Source organism: Escherichia sp. KTE172 (genome assembly GCF_000408845.1).
Lineage (GTDB): Bacteria > Pseudomonadota > Gammaproteobacteria > Enterobacterales > Enterobacteriaceae > Escherichia > Escherichia coli.
The window spans coordinates 646,868-663,150 of the sequence record NZ_KE137316.1; the positions used below are offsets into that span (position 1 = coordinate 646,868).

At 47.2% G+C, this 16,283-nt stretch carries 15 protein-coding genes; 9 read left to right on the forward strand and 6 right to left on the reverse strand.

The features are described 5' to 3' along the window. Complete coding sequence (gene thrS, locus G434_RS20505; RefSeq protein ID WP_001144202.1) at window positions 1–1,929, reverse strand: threonine--tRNA ligase; 1,929 nt, start codon at window positions 1,927–1,929, stop codon at window positions 1–3. Between the two features lie 522 nt (window positions 1,930–2,451). Here thrS and espL1 point away from each other — a divergent pair. Further along, window positions 2,452–4,350 carry a type III secretion system effector EspL1 gene (espL1, locus tag G434_RS20500; protein WP_000081143.1) on the forward strand — a complete coding sequence of 633 codons (1,899 nt, stop codon included), beginning with the start codon at window positions 2,452–2,454 and terminating at the stop codon, window positions 4,348–4,350. A 166-nt stretch (window positions 4,351–4,516) separates the two neighbouring features. Continuing rightward, a complete protein-coding gene (gene yniD, locus G434_RS20495) occupies window positions 4,517–4,624 on the forward strand; it encodes a small membrane protein YniD (RefSeq protein WP_001142445.1) in 108 nt (35 codons plus the stop codon). A gap of 52 nt (window positions 4,625–4,676) precedes the next feature. Here the strand turns inward: yniD and G434_RS20490 are convergent, their stop codons facing one another. Then, window positions 4,677–5,435, reverse strand: coding sequence for a DUF481 domain-containing protein (locus G434_RS20490; RefSeq protein WP_000771396.1), 759 nt, complete (start codon window positions 5,433–5,435; stop codon window positions 4,677–4,679). 286 nt (window positions 5,436–5,721) lie between these two features. On the opposite strand from G434_RS20490, the gene pfkB reads away from it, so the two are divergent. From pfkB to G434_RS20475, 3 genes are all read left to right on the forward strand, one after another. Beyond that, window positions 5,722–6,651, forward strand: a complete 930-nt coding sequence (gene pfkB, locus G434_RS20485) for a 6-phosphofructokinase II (protein ID WP_000251728.1) — start codon at window positions 5,722–5,724, stop codon at window positions 6,649–6,651. A gap of 100 nt (window positions 6,652–6,751) precedes the next feature. Beyond that, window positions 6,752–7,042: a type V toxin-antitoxin system endoribonuclease antitoxin GhoS gene (ghoS, locus tag G434_RS20480; RefSeq protein WP_000146149.1), complete on the forward strand. Its 291-nt coding sequence runs from the start codon at window positions 6,752–6,754 to the stop codon at window positions 7,040–7,042. A 105-nt stretch (window positions 7,043–7,147) separates the two neighbouring features. Further along, window positions 7,148–8,008, forward strand: coding sequence for a fructosamine kinase family protein (locus G434_RS20475; RefSeq protein WP_000267670.1), 861 nt, complete (start codon window positions 7,148–7,150; stop codon window positions 8,006–8,008). 40 nt (window positions 8,009–8,048) lie between these two features. On the opposite strand, the gene G434_RS20470 is transcribed toward G434_RS20475, so the two are convergent. Further along, entirely contained in the window at window positions 8,049–8,585 is a 537-nt protein-coding gene (locus G434_RS20470) for a YniB family protein (RefSeq protein WP_000222172.1), read from the reverse strand. 146 nt (window positions 8,586–8,731) lie between these two features. Here G434_RS20470 and hxpB point away from each other — a divergent pair, with 146 nt between their 5' ends. The 3 genes from hxpB to tcyP all read left to right on the forward strand — a co-directional run bounded on the left by hxpB (window position 8,732) and on the right by tcyP (window position 11,677). Continuing rightward, window positions 8,732–9,400, forward strand: coding sequence for a hexitol phosphatase HxpB (gene hxpB, locus G434_RS20465; RefSeq protein WP_000106834.1), 669 nt, complete (start codon window positions 8,732–8,734; stop codon window positions 9,398–9,400). 162 nt (window positions 9,401–9,562) lie between these two features. Continuing rightward, on the forward strand, window positions 9,563–10,153 hold the full coding sequence (locus G434_RS20460) for a metal-dependent hydrolase (protein WP_001295408.1): 591 nt from the start codon (window positions 9,563–9,565) through the stop codon (window positions 10,151–10,153). A gap of 132 nt (window positions 10,154–10,285) precedes the next feature. Beyond that, the gene (gene tcyP / locus G434_RS20455; protein WP_001010716.1) at window positions 10,286–11,677 is read left to right on the forward strand and encodes a cystine/sulfocysteine:cation symporter; all 1,392 of its coding nucleotides are present in this window, start codon (window positions 10,286–10,288) and stop codon (window positions 11,675–11,677) included. Window positions 11,678–11,680: 3 nt separating this feature from the next. On the opposite strand, the gene G434_RS20450 is transcribed toward tcyP, so the two are convergent. Next, window positions 11,681–12,484 (reverse strand): hypothetical protein, encoded by an 804-nt coding sequence (locus tag G434_RS20450; protein ID WP_001376887.1) that lies wholly within the window; start codon window positions 12,482–12,484, stop codon window positions 11,681–11,683. Between the two features lie 288 nt (window positions 12,485–12,772). Next, a complete protein-coding gene (gene cedA / locus G434_RS20445) occupies window positions 12,773–13,036 on the reverse strand; it encodes a cell division activator CedA (protein WP_001241561.1) in 264 nt (87 codons plus the stop codon). Between the two features lie 182 nt (window positions 13,037–13,218). Between cedA and katE the strand changes: the two genes are divergently transcribed. Continuing rightward, window positions 13,219–15,480 (forward strand): catalase HPII, encoded by a 2,262-nt coding sequence (katE, locus tag G434_RS20440; protein WP_000077898.1) that lies wholly within the window; start codon window positions 13,219–13,221, stop codon window positions 15,478–15,480. A gap of 46 nt (window positions 15,481–15,526) precedes the next feature. Here katE and chbG read toward each other — a convergent pair whose 3' ends face one another. Beyond that, entirely contained in the window at window positions 15,527–16,276 is a 750-nt protein-coding gene (gene chbG, locus G434_RS20435) for a chitin disaccharide deacetylase (protein WP_000440439.1), read from the reverse strand. Window positions 16,277–16,283 lie beyond the last annotated feature (7 nt).

A 16,283-nucleotide genomic window follows, 5' to 3' on the forward strand; every position in this document is an offset into this window, starting at 1 on the left:
TTATTCCTCCAATTGTTTAAGACTGCGGCTGCGAATCTCTTGTTGCAGCTTCTCGATCACTTCATTTACGTCCATGCTTCCCAGGTCTTTACCACGGCGGGTGCGAACGGCAACTTTGCCTGATTCCACCTCTTTATCACCACAGACCAGCATATACGGGACGCGACGCAAAGTGTGCTCGCGGATTTTAAAGCCAATCTTCTCATTTCTCAAGTCTGCTTTAACACGAATGCCCGCATTTGATAGTTTTTGCGTCAATTCGTTAACGTATTCAGACTGTGAATCGGTAATATTCATGATAACAACCTGAACCGGCGCAAGCCAGGTCGGGAAGAAACCAGCGAATTCTTCGGTCAGGATACCGATGAAACGTTCCATCGACCCCAGAATTGCGCGGTGAATCATAACCGGTACCTTACGCTCGTTGTCTTCGCCCACATAGGAGGCGCTCAGACGAGACGGCAAGGAGAAGTCCAGCTGTACTGTACCGCACTGCCATGCACGATCGAGGCAGTCATACAGGGTAAATTCAATTTTCGGACCGTAGAAAGCGCCTTCACCCAGTTGATATTCAAACGGGATGTTGTTTTCTTCCAGCGCAACCGCCAGGTCCGCCTCAGCACGATCCCACATTTCGTCGCTGCCAATACGTTTTTCAGGACGAGTGGAGAGTTTGACGACGATCTTCTCGAAGCCAAAAGTGCTGTACATATCATAGACTAAACGGATACATCCGTTAACTTCATCGCGAATTTGTTCTTCAGTACAGAAGATATGCGCGTCATCCTGGGTAAAACCACGTACACGCATCAGGCCATGCAGCGAACCTGACGGCTCGTTACGGTGGCAGCTACCAAACTCGGCCATACGCAGCGGCAGATCGCGATAAGACTTCAGCCCCTGGTTGAAAATTTGTACGTGACCCGGGCAGTTCATCGGCTTAATGCAGTATTCACGGTTCTCAGAAGACGTGGTGAACATTGCATCTTTGTAGTTGTCCCAGTGACCGGTTTTTTCCCACAGAACACGGTCCATCATGAACGGACCTTTAACTTCCTGATACTGGTACTCTTTCAGTTTAGAACGAACAAACACTTCCAGTTCACGGAAGATGGTCCAGCCATCGTTGTGCCAGAAGACCATACCCGGTGCTTCTTCCTGCATATGGTACAGGTCGAGCTGTTTACCGATTTTACGGTGGTCGCGTTTCGCGGCTTCTTCCAGGCGCTGCAGGTAAGCGTTAAGCGCTTTTTTGTCTGCCCACGCCGTACCGTAAATACGTTGCAACATTTTGTTGTTGCTGTCGCCACGCCAGTAAGCCCCTGCCGTTTTCATTAGTTTGAAATGATGGCAGAAACGCATGTTCGGTACGTGCGGACCGCGGCACATATCGACATATTCTTCATGGAAGTACAGACCTGGCTTGTCATCATGGGCGATGTTTTCGTCAAGAATGGAGACTTTGTAGCTCTCCCCACGGTTGGCGAAAGTTTCACGCGCTTCGTGCCAGCTGACTTTCTTCTTAATGACGTCGTAGTTTTTCTCAGCAAGCTCATGCATCCGCTTCTCGAGTGCTTCGACATCTTCCTGGGTTAACGTGCGGTCAAGATCAACGTCGTAATAAAAACCGTTGTCAATAACCGGGCCGATTGCCATTTTGGTATGCGGCCAAAGTTGTTTAATCGCGTGCCCTAACAGGTGCGCACAGGAGTGACGAATGATCTCCAGACCTTCTTCGTCTTTGGCGGTAATGATCGACAGTTGTGCGTCGTTTTCAATCAGATCGCAAGCATCAACCAGTTCGCCATTAACGCGCCCTGCGATACAGGCTTTCGCCAGACCTGGACCAATGTCCAGCGCAACATCCATGGGGCTTACAGCGTGGTCGTAATGGCGTTGGCTGCCATCAGGAAGAGTTATAACAGGCATTTTATATCCTTATTTGCAGTGGTGACCCACACGAAAGATCACATACAAAGAAAAATTTGTTTATTAACAGTTCATTGCGAAACCATCTAGCCAACAAATGCTAAATTGGTTCGCAATCAGGTACACAAATGAAAGACATTAACCTCTCACCTTCCACCCGGTTGAACGATGTTAACACTAAAAAAAGGGAGATTGTACCTTTCCGTTTCACATTGATTCGATTCGCAATTCGTTTGTAGTGAGTACACCAGCAAAACGCTTAAAGAACCACTGATAACATCACGGAGCGTCTGAAAGGTTTACTGCGAGCGGATTTGCAGCAGCATAAACTGAATCCAGCAAAGTTCGTTGCGTGATTTGGCGGTACTATTTAAACGATCATAAGATTAATGACGAAGTGGTCATATCACAATGATAAAAGTGACACAATTCTTATAGCAATTTTTCGTGCACATTTCGTTCTGGCGATAATAATTAATCATCATCCTCAAAACCTCCAGACATATATAAGGCGAATAGATTATGAGTCAAAACGACATTATTATCAGAACTCATTATAAGTCTCCTCATAGAATGCACATCGATAGCGACATACCAACGCCTTCATCAGAGCCTATTAATCAATTTGCGCGCCAACTCATCACCCTACTTGATACCTCTGACTTAAGTTCGATGCTGTCATACTGTGTTACTCAGGAATTTACCGCAAACTGTCGAAAAATATCACAAAATTGTTATTCCACTGCCCTTTTTACCATTAACTTTGCCACTTCACCCATCCATGCAGAAAATATACTCATTACATTACACTATAAAAAAGAAATCATTTCCTTATTACTGGAAACCACGCCTATTAAAGCTAACCATTTGCGAAGCATACTGGATTATATTGAACAGGAACAGTTAACTGCCGAAAATCGTAACCATTGTATGAAACTGTCTAAAAAAATCCATAGAGAAAAAACTATACAACCAACAGTAAATCTCAATGGTAGTGCATTTTTTTCGCAATCTCCTTCTGACGCTATTTTTTGTCGCCATCTGTCATTGCAATACGCACTTGATTCACTGAGAAATGGAAAAGGCAAAGTCAATCTGATTAAACATTACTCCTCCGTTGAATCCATACAGCAGCATGTTCCCTTAGTCCGGGACGCGGAGTTCAGATCATTACTTCGCCATCCTCCTGCAGGGAGTCGCGTTATCGCGAGTAAGGATTTTGGCTTCGCTTTAGATATTTTCTTCTGTCGAATGATGGCAAACAATGTCAGTCATATGTCCGCGATTTTATATATAGACAATCATACTTTGTCAGTAAGGCTACGAATAAAGCAGTCAGCGTATGGGCAATTAAATTATGTTGTGTCCGTTTACGACCCGAACGATACCAACGTTGCCGTCAGAGGCACCCACAGGACAGCACGGGGCTTTCTCTCGCTCGATAAGTTCATCAGTTCAGGTCCCGATGCTCAGACCTGGGCTGATAGGTATGTTCGCAACTGTGCAATTGCTTTTCTGCCCCTATTACCTGAGGGAGTTCCAGGGGCTATTTTCGCGGGTATTGCATCACGAATGCCATTTGCCCCTATACATCCATCGGCAATGTTGTTAATAATGGCCACAGGCCAGACTCAACAGCTTATTACATTATTCAAACAGTTACCCATACTCCCTGAAAAAGAAATCATTGAAATAATAACTGCGCAGAATAGCGTTGGTACACCTGCTTTATTTCTGGCTATGATGAACGGACATACTGACAACGTAAAAATATTTATGCAAGAAATTCAGTCACTGGTAGATAATCATATCATTCATGAAGATAATCTAGTTAAATTACTGCAAACTAAAAGTGCTAACGAAACACCTGGACTCTATATCTCCATGTTGTATGGATTCGATGAAATAATCGATATCTTTCTGAATGCATTAACCACTCCAATAACACAAGAGCTTTTAAGCAAAAAAATGGTGATGGATATTTTAGCAATGAAAACACGTGATGGTGAGCCAGGATTATATGCCGCAATGGAAAATAATCACCCTTTGTGTGTCACACGGTTCCTCTCTAAAGTTTATGGAATCGCTGTTAAATATAACCTCAGCAAAATTAACATCATGGATTTATTAAAAGGCGCAACAGCACATGGAACCCCTGCTTTATACATCGCCATGAGCAAGGGTAATAAAGACGTCGTGTTATCTTATATATCAACGCTGGGTACTTTTGCAAAAAAATATTCTTTTAGTCAATGTCAGTTATTCACATTGTTGGCCGCTAAAAATCATGACAACATGTCAGCTGTTCATATAGCCATTCATCATAATCATTATAAAACTGTAGAAACATATTATGCTGCTATAAACGTAATCAGCCAAAGCCTGAGTTTTAGTGCTGATGAACTAAAGACGTATTTATAACCAGACATTTATATATCGATACATAATTTTATTTTTTTCATAAACCGCAAAAACAGTGATCAGGTGTACAACGCCACCCGACGGCTGTAATAACAAAAAATCCCTTGATGCCTGTCCCTTTTGTTACACTCCGTTATCACGCACAAGAGATATGCAGGACACTGGTATGCCGACTAAACGCTTTGATAAAAAACACTGGAAGATGGTGGTGGTGCTACTGGCAATCTGTGGCGCTATGTTGTTGCTACGTTGGGCAGCAATGATTTGGGGCTGAGCAGTGACAAACGAAGACAGCCAGACCGCATAACACGGTCCGGCAGATAATTTTACATGCTGTAGCCCAGCGATAAGGTTGTCCGACGATCGGTATGTTCCGGTGCAGACTCTGGAGGTTCAGAGTTCCATGTGACGTTGTAAGCCACCTTCAGTCCAAAATGTTCATTAATAGCAACATTTAATGCGCTTTCGGAGTTCAGCGTTGTGTCTTCCGCGCCAAAGACGGAAACACCCTGCGTAAATTTAGCGTTGTCAGTCAACTGCCATGCATAAGCCCCGGAGGCATAACCCAGCGGCTGGGTTTCACTGGCATTATCGGTATATTTGTCGTAACGCACACCTGGACCGAATTCAAAGCGGAAACTGTGTACCGGGCCATTCAAAAACTGGCGACCATAACCCGCGGTCAACACATCGCGCTCTCGATAGCCGTTATAACGGTCTGTCAGCCAGCTTGCCTGCCCAAATAAATAGTCATAATCAGTTAAATTAAAACGGCTACGCCCGCCCGCCGCATATTTTTCTGAAGAACGCTCATCATTAGAAGAAGTATTACTGGCGTTCCCCCACAGCGACCAGGCAGTGGTTTGTCCATACCAGGTCATGGTGGTGTCAGCCGTAAGTGAGGAGCTTTTCGTATTGCCTGATTGTGCAAGATATCCTGCGTTCAGATTACCTTCGAAAGGTTTTTTAGCGCTGGCAGGATCGTCCATGACAGTAAAAACGGAATCATCGGCAGCTGCATTCAGTGACGCAAACATGCCCCCCGCCAACATAACGATGGCAGGAACTGTCTTCAAAAGCTTCATTTATCAAGAGTCCGTACAACAAAAAAAGAGACCTTCGCGGTCCCGGAAACTTTCTTAAGGATCAAAGATTAGCGTCCCTGGAAAGGTAACGAATTATAAAAAGGCGCGAATAACTTAGCAATGTATTCTTATTTCATTTTTTGAATAAGCATGTGGCGAAAACAAATTTTTATTTATATATATTTATCTGCAAAATTTTAAATAAAGCTCTAATAAATCATATTGTTAATTTCTTCACTTTCCGCTGATTCGGTGCCAGACTGAAATCAGCCTATAGGAGGAAATGATGGTACGTATCTATACGTTGACACTTGCGCCCTCTCTCGATAGCGCAACAATTACCCCGCAAATTTATCCCGAAGGAAAGCTGCGCTGTACCGCACCAGTATTCGAACCCGGAGGCGGCGGCATCAACGTCGCCCGCGCCATTGCCCATCTTGGAGGCAGTGCCACAGCGATCTTCCCGGCGGGTGGTGCGACCGGCGAACATCTGGTTTCACTGTTGGCAGATGAAAATGTCCCCGTCGCTACTGTAGAAGCCAAAGACTGGACCCGGCAGAATTTACACGTACATGTGGAAGCAAGCGGTGAGCAGTATCGTTTTGTTATGCCAGGCGCGGCATTAAATGAAGATGAGTTTCGCCAGCTTGAAGAGCAAGTTCTGGAAATTGAATCCGGGGCCATTCTGGTCATAAGCGGAAGCCTGCCGCCAGGTGTGAAGCTGGAAAAATTAACCCAACTGATTTCCGCTGCGCAAAAACAAGGGATTCGCTGCATCGTCGACAGTTCTGGCGAAGCGTTAAGTGCAGCACTGGCGATTGGTAATATCGAGTTGGTTAAGCCTAACCAAAAAGAACTCAGTGCGCTAGTGAATCGCGAACTCACCCAGCCAGACGATGTCCGCAAAGCCGCGCAGGAAATCGTTAATAGCGGCAAGGCCAAACGAGTTGTCGTTTCCCTGGGTCCACAAGGGGCGCTGGGCGTTGATAGTGAAAACTGCATTCAGGTTGTGCCACCACCGGTGAAAAGCCAGAGCACCGTTGGCGCTGGTGACAGCATGGTCGGCGCGATGACACTGAAACTGGCAGAAAATGCCTCTCTTGAAGAGATGGTCCGTTTTGGCGTAGCTGCGGGGAGTGCAGCCACACTCAATCAGGGAACACGCCTGTGCTCCCAAGACGATACACAAAAAATTTACGCTTACCTTTCCCGCTAACTGAAACATTCCCCCTGCATTGGGGGAATCACCACCAACCTGTCGGCAACGCGTTTCTCCGACTATGCTCAAAAGTCATGTGATAACAAAGGGGTGAACTATGGCCAGTGGCGATCTTGTCCGTTATGTCATAACCGTCATGTTGCACGAGGATACATTGACTGAAATTAACGAGTTGAATAATTACCTGACTCGCGACGGTTTTTTGCTCACCATGACGGATGATGATGGAAATATCCATGAGCTGGGGACTAACACTTTTGGACTTATCAGTACCCAAAGTGAAGAAGAAATTAGAGAACTGGTTTCGGGGCTTACCCAAAGTGCAACCGGCAAAGATCCTGAAATCACCATCACGACCTGGGAGGAATGGAATAGCAACAGAAAATAAATGGTTTTTGGGCAATAATCAGTCTGTGGTGTGCGTTAGCTCGTGTTTTTACACCGCATTCTTGCGCTAACCTTATGATCTGGCAGACAACATGGGAGAGACATCATGTGGCAGGCAATCAGTCGTCTTTTGAGCGAGCAGTTAGGTGAAGGCGAAATCGAACTGCGTAATGAACTGCCTGGCGGAGAAGTCCATGCCGCATGGCATTTGCGCTATGCAGGACGTGACTTTTTCGTCAAATGTGATGAAAGGGAACTGCTTCCCGGTTTTACCGCCGAAGCCGACCAACTGGAGTTACTGTCGCGTAGTAAAACCGTCACCGTGCCTAAGGTTTGGGCAGTTGGCGCTGACCGTGACTACAGTTTTCTGGTGATGGACTATCTCCCACCTCGCCCGCTGGATGCGCATAGCGCATTTATTCTTGGTCAGCAAATTGCGCGTTTACATCAATGGAGCGACCAACCGCAATTTGGCCTCGATTTCGATAACGCGCTCTCCACAACTCCCCAGCCCAACACCTGGCAACGTCGCTGGTCAACTTTTTTTGCTGAACAACGGATTGGCTGGCAGCTGGAACTGGCGGCAGAAAAAGGGATCGCTTTCGGCAATATCGATGCCATCGTCGAGCATATTCAGCAGCGTCTGGCCTCGCATCAACCGCAGCCTTCTCTGTTGCACGGCGATTTATGGTCCGGCAACTGTGCGCTGGGTCCGGATGGCCCGTACATTTTCGACCCGGCCTGCTACTGGGGTGACCGAGAGTGCGACCTGGCGATGTTACCGCTGCATACTGAACAGCCGCCACAAATCTATGACGGCTATCAGTCAGTATCCCCGCTACCTGCCGATTTCCTTGAACGTCAACCGGTTTACCAACTCTACACGCTGTTAAATCGTGCAAGGTTATTTGGCGGTCAGCATTTGGTTATTGCTCAGCAGTCACTGGATAGATTATTAGCAGCATGATACGGGTTGAGGATAATGGCCGCTCCGTGCGGCCTTTTGATTAAATAAACCCCAGCAGAGAAAAGAACACATAACCTGCAGCAATACAAATAACCGGCAGGATATACAGCGAGAAAAACTGCAGGAAAATAGTATGGTGCGGCACAACAATACGTGACTCAATTTGTTCACGCGTTAGCCCCTCTTCCCCTTTGGCTTTTTCCAGAATGAGTTGATCTTCAACACCTTCCCGCAAGAAGCGCGCCTGGCGACTCATCCGGGCACCGGAATCCTGCAACGCCAGTCCGACAAAAATCAGGATGAAAATCACCCAGAACATAACGTTCACGCCACCATTAAAATTGGGCGTCGGGGAGTTATACCAGAACAGATTCAAAAAAGGCGTATTCGCCTGCATCATATCGATCATGACATGAGTAAAGTCGAGCATGACCGCATTAATGCCTTCCTGGTTTTCCTGCCGGGTATTCATAAATTTCAGCAAAGAAATCAGTGTAGAGATCAATGCAGGTATAAAAATCACCCAACCCAAAATCCTTTTCAAAACAGCAATGCGTCCAGCTTGTTGATACGTCATGAGTTCTCCTTGATTAAGACGCGTCGTTTCACTTAGTTTACCTGTAGATATCTGTTTTCGCCCATTCTTTAAAGGCGATATGATAGGCGCTTAATCATAAGCACGGCTTAATACCTTACACATAATGCTCTAAAGGAGAGGTTGTAATGTCAACCCCGCGTCAGATTCTTGCTGCAATTTTTGATATGGATGGATTACTTATCGACTCAGAACCTTTATGGGATCGAGCCGAACTGGATGTGATGGCAAGCCTGGGGGTGGATATCTCCCGTCGTAACGAGCTGCCGGACACCTTAGGTTTACGTATCGATATGGTGGTCGATCTTTGGTACGCCCGGCAACCGTGGAATGGGCCAAGCCGTCAGGAAGTAGTAGAACGGGTTATTGCCCGTGCCATTTCACTGGTTGAAGAGACACGTCCATTATTACCAGGCGTGCGCGAAGCCGTTGCGTTATGCAAAGAACAAGGTTTATTGGTGGGACTGGCCTCCGCGTCACCACTACATATGCTGGAAAAAGTGTTGACCATGTTTGACTTACGCGACAGTTTCGATGCCCTCGCCTCGGCTGAAAAACTGCCTTACAGCAAGCCGCATCCGCAAGTATATCTCGACTGCGCAGCAAAACTGGGCGTTGACCCACTGACCTGCGTAGCGCTGGAAGATTCAGTAAATGGCATGATCGCCTCTAAAGCAGCCCGCATGCGTTCCATCGTCGTTCCTGCGCCAGAAGCGCAAAATGATCCACGTTTTGTATTAGCAAACGTCAAACTCTCATCACTGACAGAACTCACCGCAAAAGACCTTCTCGGTTAATGACCAGGGGCAGTGATCACGCTGCCCCTGGTTCTTTATCTGAATTTGCATTCAACTGACGGATTAATCGTCAATTTAAGAGAAAGAGTTACACCGTCACCACTTCCGCGCACTGTATAAAAATCCTATACTGTACGTATCGACAGTTTAGTGAGTTTTATCATGACGGCGGAAGGTCACCTTCTCTTTTCTATTGCTTGTGCGGTATTTGCCAAAAATGCCGAGCTGACGCCCGTGCTGGCACAGGGTGACTGGTGGCATATTGTCCCTTCCGCAATCCTGACGTGTTTGTTACCGGACATCGATCACCCAAAGTCGTTTCTTGGGCAGCGATTAAAGTGGATATCAAAACCGATCGCCCGCGCTTTTGGGCATCGTGGTTTTACCCACAGTCTGCTGGCGGTATTTGCGCTGCTGGCAACCTTTTACCTTAAGGTTCCTGAAAGCTGGTTCATTCCGGCTGATGCGCTACAAGGAATGGTGCTGGGTTATTTGAGCCACATACTTGCCGATATGCTGACACCCGCCGGTGTTCCCCTGCTCTGGCCATGCCGCTGGCGTTTCCGCTTGCCTATCCTGGTTCCCCAAAAGGGCAACCAACTGGAACGTTTTATCTGCATGGCATTATTTGTCTGGTCGGTATGGATGCCCCATTCATTACCCGAAAACAGCGCTGTTCGTTGGTCATCGCAAATGATCAATACTTTGCAGATCCAGTTTCATCGGCTTATTAAGCATCAGGTTGAATACTAAAAAGGCAAAAATCACCTTTCTGGAATAAGCAATTCCATTTGAATATAAGAGCCAGCTCACAGTTCTGTTAATCTTGCGCCAACACTATGACTGCTACGCAGTGATAGAAATAATAAGATCAGGAGAACGGGGATGAACTTTCCATTAATTGCGAACATCGTGGTGTTCGTTGTACTGCTGTTTGCGCTGGCTCAGACCCGCCATAAACAGTGGAGTCTGGCGAAAAAAGTGCTGGTGGGTCTGGTGATGGGTGTGGTTTTTGGCCTTGCCCTGCATACCATTTATGGTTCTGACAGCCAGGTACTTAAAGATTCTGTACAGTGGTTTAACATTGTTGGTAACGGCTATGTTCAACTGCTGCAAATGATCGTTATGCCGTTAGTCTTCGCCTCTATTCTGAGCGCGGTTGCCCGTCTGCATAACGCATCTCAGTTAGGCAAAATCAGTTTTCTGACCATCGGTACGCTTTTGTTTACCACGCTGATTGCGGCGCTGGTCGGTGTGCTGGTCACCAACCTGTTTGGTTTGACGGCTGAAGGTCTGGTTCAGGGTGGTGCAGAAACTGCACGTCTGAACGCCATTGAAAGTAACTATGTTGGTAAAGTCTCTGACCTGAGCGTTCCGCAGCTGGTCTTGTCCTTTATCCCGAAAAACCCGTTTGCCGATCTGACCGGAGCCAATCCGACGTCAATTATCAGCGTGGTAATTTTTGCCGCATTCCTCGGTGTAGCTGCGCTGAAACTGCTGAAGGATGATGCGCCGAAAGGTGAACGCGTCTTAACCGCTATCGATACCCTGCAAAGCTGGGTAATGAAGCTGGTTCGCCTGGTCATGCAGTTGACCCCTTACGGCGTTCTGGCGCTGATGACCAAAGTGGTTGCAGGTTCTAACCTGCAAGACATCATCAAACTGGGAAGTTTCGTTGTCGCGTCCTACCTCGGTCTTCTGATTATGTTTGCAGTGCATGGCCTTCTGCTGGGTATTAATGGCGTGAGCCCGCTGAAGTACTTCCGTAAGGTATGGCCAGTACTGACGTTTGCCTTTACCAGCCGTTCCAGTGCTGCGTCTATCCCACTGAATGTGGAAGCACAAACGCGTCGTCTGGGTGTTCCTGAATCCATCGCCAGTTTCGCCGCCTCTTTCGGTGCAACCATTGGTCAGAACGGCTGTGCCGGTTTGTATCCGGCGATGCTGGCGGTGATGGTTGCGCCTACGGTTGGCATTAACCCGATGGACCCGATGTGGATTGCGACGCTGGTCGGTATTGTTACCGTTAGTTCCGCAGGCGTTGCCGGTGTCGGTGGTGGTGCAACTTTCGCCGCACTGATTGTGCTGCCTGCGATGGGCCTGCCAGTTACCCTGGTGGCGCTGTTAATCTCCGTTGAACCGCTTATCGACATGGGGCGTACGGCGCTAAACGTTAGTGGCTCGATGACCGCTGGCACGCTGACCAGCCAGTGGCTGAAGCAAACCGATAAAGCCATTCTGGATAGCGAAGACGACGCCGAACTGGCACACCGTTAATTCTTATGCTGGCAACGGTCCGTTTTGTATAGGAGCCGTTGCCTTACTTTTTAAATGTTCCATCGCGGCGATGCATACTGACTCATATTTAAACAGATCGTCAGCGAAAAAAATGGCTAACTTATCGATACATTCCTGACTCAATGAATGTGCCTGTAGCGAAAAGCTTAAAACCTCATACCCAAGACGTTTTCTAAGTGAACTATCTGAAATACTCATAATCTCTTCAAGCACACCACTTCCCATTCCCGGAAGATTCAGTGGATTAAAAAGAAGATTGACATTAAGTATTGATATTACCGAAGGAAACTTTAGGAGACTCTCATTTTTTTGAATCGCAGCAAAAATGCTCCCAACAGGATGTATATAATTTTGTTCATAGTATATCGTTTTTAAATAGTGAATAACCAACCTGTTTTTTATATTGATCAAATTGGTCATTTTTTCTGGTCGGAATTCACAAGTAAAATCCATCCCAACAAAATTCTCATTAATACCTCTTATCCTAATTTCACTACCATAAAGATTATTAATTATCACTCTATATTTAACATTGTCCTGCAGATATGTATCAAAACTAAGTGCTGGCGCTCCTGGCTTTGAGGCATCATAGTTAATGTTAGACATATAGGCAATCATATAATTGAAGTTTGATTCTGCTATTTCATCGCAGGCACATTGACCCGTTGATATAAAGAAAGTGAGTGCTGTCATGGTAGACTGCAGTCTTTCTTTAAAAGAGTCGAAGGCAAGGTTTTTAATATTTAAATTACCATAATCACTCTGTATTAAGTTTGTAGAAAACATCTCCCACCTCATATTATCAACAAAATTATTATCTCATTTGAATCTAAGCAATTTACAATATAAGTTTAATGGCAACGCCACAGGATGAACTATCAAAAATAGCTCATCCTGATTAGCTAAACTTAACTATTATAAAATAAATAAACAATTAAAGAAAAAAGATCACTTATTTATAGCAATAGATCGTCAAAGGCAGCTTTTTGTTACAGGTGGTTTGAATGAATGTAGCAATGAAATACAGAATTTCAGGCCATGTAACTCCCGGCAAAACCGGGAGGTACGTAATCTTTACTCAGTCACTTCCCCTTCCTGGCGGATCTGATTTGCCCAACGCTGGGCGGATTCAGGCACAGTAAACGCCGGTGAGCGCAGAAATGACTCTCCCATCAGTACAAACGCAACATATTTGCCACGCAGCATCCAGACATCACGAAACGAATCCATCTTTATCGCATGTTCTGGCGGCGCGGGTTCCGTGCGTGGGACATAGCTAATAATCTGGCGGTTTTGCTGGCGGAGCGGTTTCTTCATTACTGGCTTCACTAAACGCATATTAAAAATCAGAAAAACTGTAGTTTAGCCGATTTAGCCCCTGTACGTCCCGCTTTGCGTGTATTTCATAACACCGTTTCCAGAATAGCCTCCGAAGCGGGATCTGGCTGGTGGTCTATAGTTAGAGAGTTTTTTGACCAAAACAGCGGCCCTTTCAGTAATAAATTAAGGAGACGAGTTCAATGTCGCAACATAACGAAAAGAACCCACATCAGCACCAGTCACCACAACACGATTCCAGCGAAGCGAAACCGGGGATGGACTCACTGGCACCTGAGGACGGATCTCATCGTCCAGCGGCTGAACCGACACCGCCAGGTGCACAACCTACCGCCCCAGGGAGCCTGAAAGCCCCTGATACGCGTAACGAAAAACTTAATTCTCTGGAAGACGTACGCAAAGGCAGTGAAAATTATGCGCTGACCACTAATCAGGGCGTGCGCATCGCCGACGATCAAAACTCACTGCGTGCCGGTAGCCGTGGTCCAACGCTGCTGGAAGATTTTATTCTGCGCGAGAAAATCACCCACTTTGACCATGAGCGCATCCCGGAACGTATTGTTCATGCACGTGGATCAGCAGCTCACGGTTATTTCCAGCCATATAAAAGCTTAAGCGATATCACCAAAGCGGATTTCCTCTCAGATCCGAACAAAATCACCCCAGTATTTGTTAGGTTCTCTACCGTTCAGGGTGGTGCTGGCTCTGCCGATACCGTGCGTGATATCCGTGGCTTTGCCACCAAGTTCTATACCGAAGAGGGTATTTTTGACCTCGTTGGCAATAACACGCCAATCTTCTTTATCCAGGATGCGCATAAATTCCCCGATTTTGTTCATGCGGTAAAACCAGAACCGCACTGGGCAATCCCACAAGGGCAAAGCGCCCACGATACTTTCTGGGATTATGTTTCTCTGCAACCTGAAACTCTGCACAACGTGATGTGGGCGATGTCGGATCGCGGGATCCCACGCAGTTACCGCACCATGGAAGGCTTCGGTATTCACACCTTCCGCCTGATTAATGCCGAAGGGAAGGCAACGTTCGTACGTTTCCACTGGAAACCACTGGCAGGTAAAGCCTCACTCGTTTGGGATGAAGCACAAAAACTAACCGGACGTGACCCGGACTTCCACCGCCGCGAGTTGTGGGAAGCCATCGAAGCAGGCGATTTTCCGGAATACGAACTGGGCTTCCAGTTGATTCCTGAAGAAGATGAATTCAAGTTTGACTTCGATCTTCTCGATCCAACCAAACTCATCCCGGAAGAACTGGTACCCGTTCAGCGTGTTGGCAAAATGATGCTCAATCGCAATCCGGATAACTTCTTTGCCGAAAACGAACAAGCAGCATTCCATCCAGGTCATATTGTTCCTGGTCTGGACTTCACCAACGATCCCCTGTTGCAGGGACGTTTGTTCTCCTATACCGATACACAAATCAGTCGTCTTGGTGGGCCGAATTTCCATGAGATTCCGATTAACCGCCCGACCTGCCCTTACCATAATTTCCAGCGTGACGGCATGCATCGTATGGGGATCGACACTAACCCGGCGAATTATGAACCGAACTCGATCAACGATAACTGGCCGCGCGAAACACCGCCGGGGCCGAAACGTGGCGGTTTTGAATCATACCAGGAACGCGTGGAAGGAAATAAAGTTCGCGAGCGCAGTCCATCGTTTGGCGAATATTATTCCCATCCGCGTCTGTTCTGGCTAAGTCAGACGCCATTCGAGCAGCGCCATATTGTCGATGGTTTCAGTTTTGAGTTAAGCAAAGTAGTTCGTCCGTATATTCGTGAGCGCGTTGTTGACCAGCTGGCGCATATTGATCTCACTCTGGCCCAGGCGGTGGCGAAAAATCTCGGTATCGAGCTGACGGACGACCAGCTGAATATCACCCCGCCTCCGGACGTCAACGGTCTGAAAAAGGATCCATCCTTAAGTTTGTACGCCATTCCTGACGGTGATGTGAAAGGTCGCGTGGTAGCGATTTTACTTAATGATGAAGTGAGATCGGCAGACCTTCTGGCCATTCTCAAGGCGCTGAAGGCCAAAGGCGTTCATGCCAAACTGCTCTACTCCCGAATGGGTGAAGTGACTGCGGATGACGGTACGGTGTTGCCTATAGCCGCTACCTTTGCCGGTGCACCTTCGCTGACGGTCGATGCGGTTATTGTCCCTTGCGGCAATATCGCGGATATCGCTGACAACGGCGATGCCAACTACTACCTGATGGAAGCCTACAAACACCTTAAACCGATTGCGCTGGCGGGAGACGCGCGCAAGTTTAAAGCAACAATCAAGGTCGCTGACCAGGGTGAAGAAGGGATTGTGGAAGCTGACAGCGCCGATGGTAGTTTTATGGATGAACTGTTAACGCTGATGGCAGCACACCGCATGTGGTCACGCATTCCTAAGATTGACAAAATTCCGGCGTAAATATGGATAAGGTCACGCCCCCTGGGGAGTGACCTTACCACCTTACTTACACATCAAGATAACTACCCAACCGATAACCACGCTCAGCAATCGCATATTTCAACGACGCTGAAGTCAGCACATCCAGTTCCGTTAACCGAGGTAAGCAATAAGCACTCTGGCGAATCGTATTATCGATAAACGCCGGATGACACATCACTTCCAGAGAGCGCTCGCCGCGATGACTGGAGTCATCAAGCACTTGCAGGAACAGCGACTCACTGATCTCTTCACCGTAGAATGCACTGCTGAATCCCTGGGTAGTGCGCAGGTTGACCGGCAAATCAAACACCATCTGACGATCCGCCCGCAACGCAATCCCCTCTTCAGCCGCAAACCTGGCAACAATCGGGAAAATCTGCGGGAACATATGCACATGATGATGGCTATCAAGATGCGTAGGTTTGCGTCCAAATAGCTCAATGAAACGCAAATACTGACTGGCAAGCTCCTGAGTAATTTCTTCCAGCGGTAAAGCATCTTCTTCTGCCAACTGCCAGATCCATTTTCCCAGCACACCATCGCGGGTTAACCCCGGCATAGCTGTCAGTGGCTTGCCCATAGTAAGGACAAAGTGCATCCCTATGGCCAGACTCGGTTCATCACGACTCAACTGCACCGCATGGTCAATAGCCTGCCCATTCACCAGCGCCGTCGTCGATGTGACAATCCCATTGCGACAGGCCTCGATAATGCCGTAGTTCTGACCTTTGCTTAAGCCAAAATCATCGGCATTAACAATCAATAAGCGTTCCATAATCAGC

Excerpts from the sequence above, each read along its gene's own strand:
- G434_RS20470 (WP_000222172.1), bottom strand. The coding sequence starts at position 8,585 with ATGACGTATCAACAAGCTGGACGCATTGCTGTTTTGAAAAGGATTTTG.
- espL1 (WP_000081143.1), top strand. The coding sequence starts at position 2,452 with ATGAGTCAAAACGACATTATTATCAGAACTCATTATAAGTCTCCTCAT.
- katE (WP_000077898.1), top strand. The coding sequence starts at position 13,219 with ATGTCGCAACATAACGAAAAGAACCCACATCAGCACCAGTCACCACAA.
- chbG (WP_000440439.1), bottom strand. The coding sequence starts at position 16,276 with ATGGAACGCTTATTGATTGTTAATGCCGATGATTTTGGCTTAAGCAAA.
- yniD (WP_001142445.1), top strand. The coding sequence starts at position 4,517 with ATGCCGACTAAACGCTTTGATAAAAAACACTGGAAGATGGTGGTGGTG.
- cedA (WP_001241561.1), bottom strand. The coding sequence starts at position 13,036 with ATGCGTTTAGTGAAGCCAGTAATGAAGAAACCGCTCCGCCAGCAAAAC.
- G434_RS20490 (WP_000771396.1), bottom strand. The coding sequence starts at position 5,435 with ATGAAGCTTTTGAAGACAGTTCCTGCCATCGTTATGTTGGCGGGGGGC.
- pfkB (WP_000251728.1), top strand. The coding sequence starts at position 5,722 with ATGGTACGTATCTATACGTTGACACTTGCGCCCTCTCTCGATAGCGCA.
- thrS (WP_001144202.1), bottom strand. The coding sequence starts at position 1,929 with ATGCCTGTTATAACTCTTCCTGATGGCAGCCAACGCCATTACGACCAC.
- G434_RS20450 (WP_001376887.1), bottom strand. The coding sequence starts at position 12,484 with ATGTTTTCTACAAACTTAATACAGAGTGATTATGGTAATTTAAATATT.
- tcyP (WP_001010716.1), top strand. The coding sequence starts at position 10,286 with ATGAACTTTCCATTAATTGCGAACATCGTGGTGTTCGTTGTACTGCTG.
- ghoS (WP_000146149.1), top strand. The coding sequence starts at position 6,752 with ATGGCCAGTGGCGATCTTGTCCGTTATGTCATAACCGTCATGTTGCAC.
- hxpB (WP_000106834.1), top strand. The coding sequence starts at position 8,732 with ATGTCAACCCCGCGTCAGATTCTTGCTGCAATTTTTGATATGGATGGA.
- G434_RS20460 (WP_001295408.1), top strand. The coding sequence starts at position 9,563 with ATGACGGCGGAAGGTCACCTTCTCTTTTCTATTGCTTGTGCGGTATTT.
- G434_RS20475 (WP_000267670.1), top strand. The coding sequence starts at position 7,148 with ATGTGGCAGGCAATCAGTCGTCTTTTGAGCGAGCAGTTAGGTGAAGGC.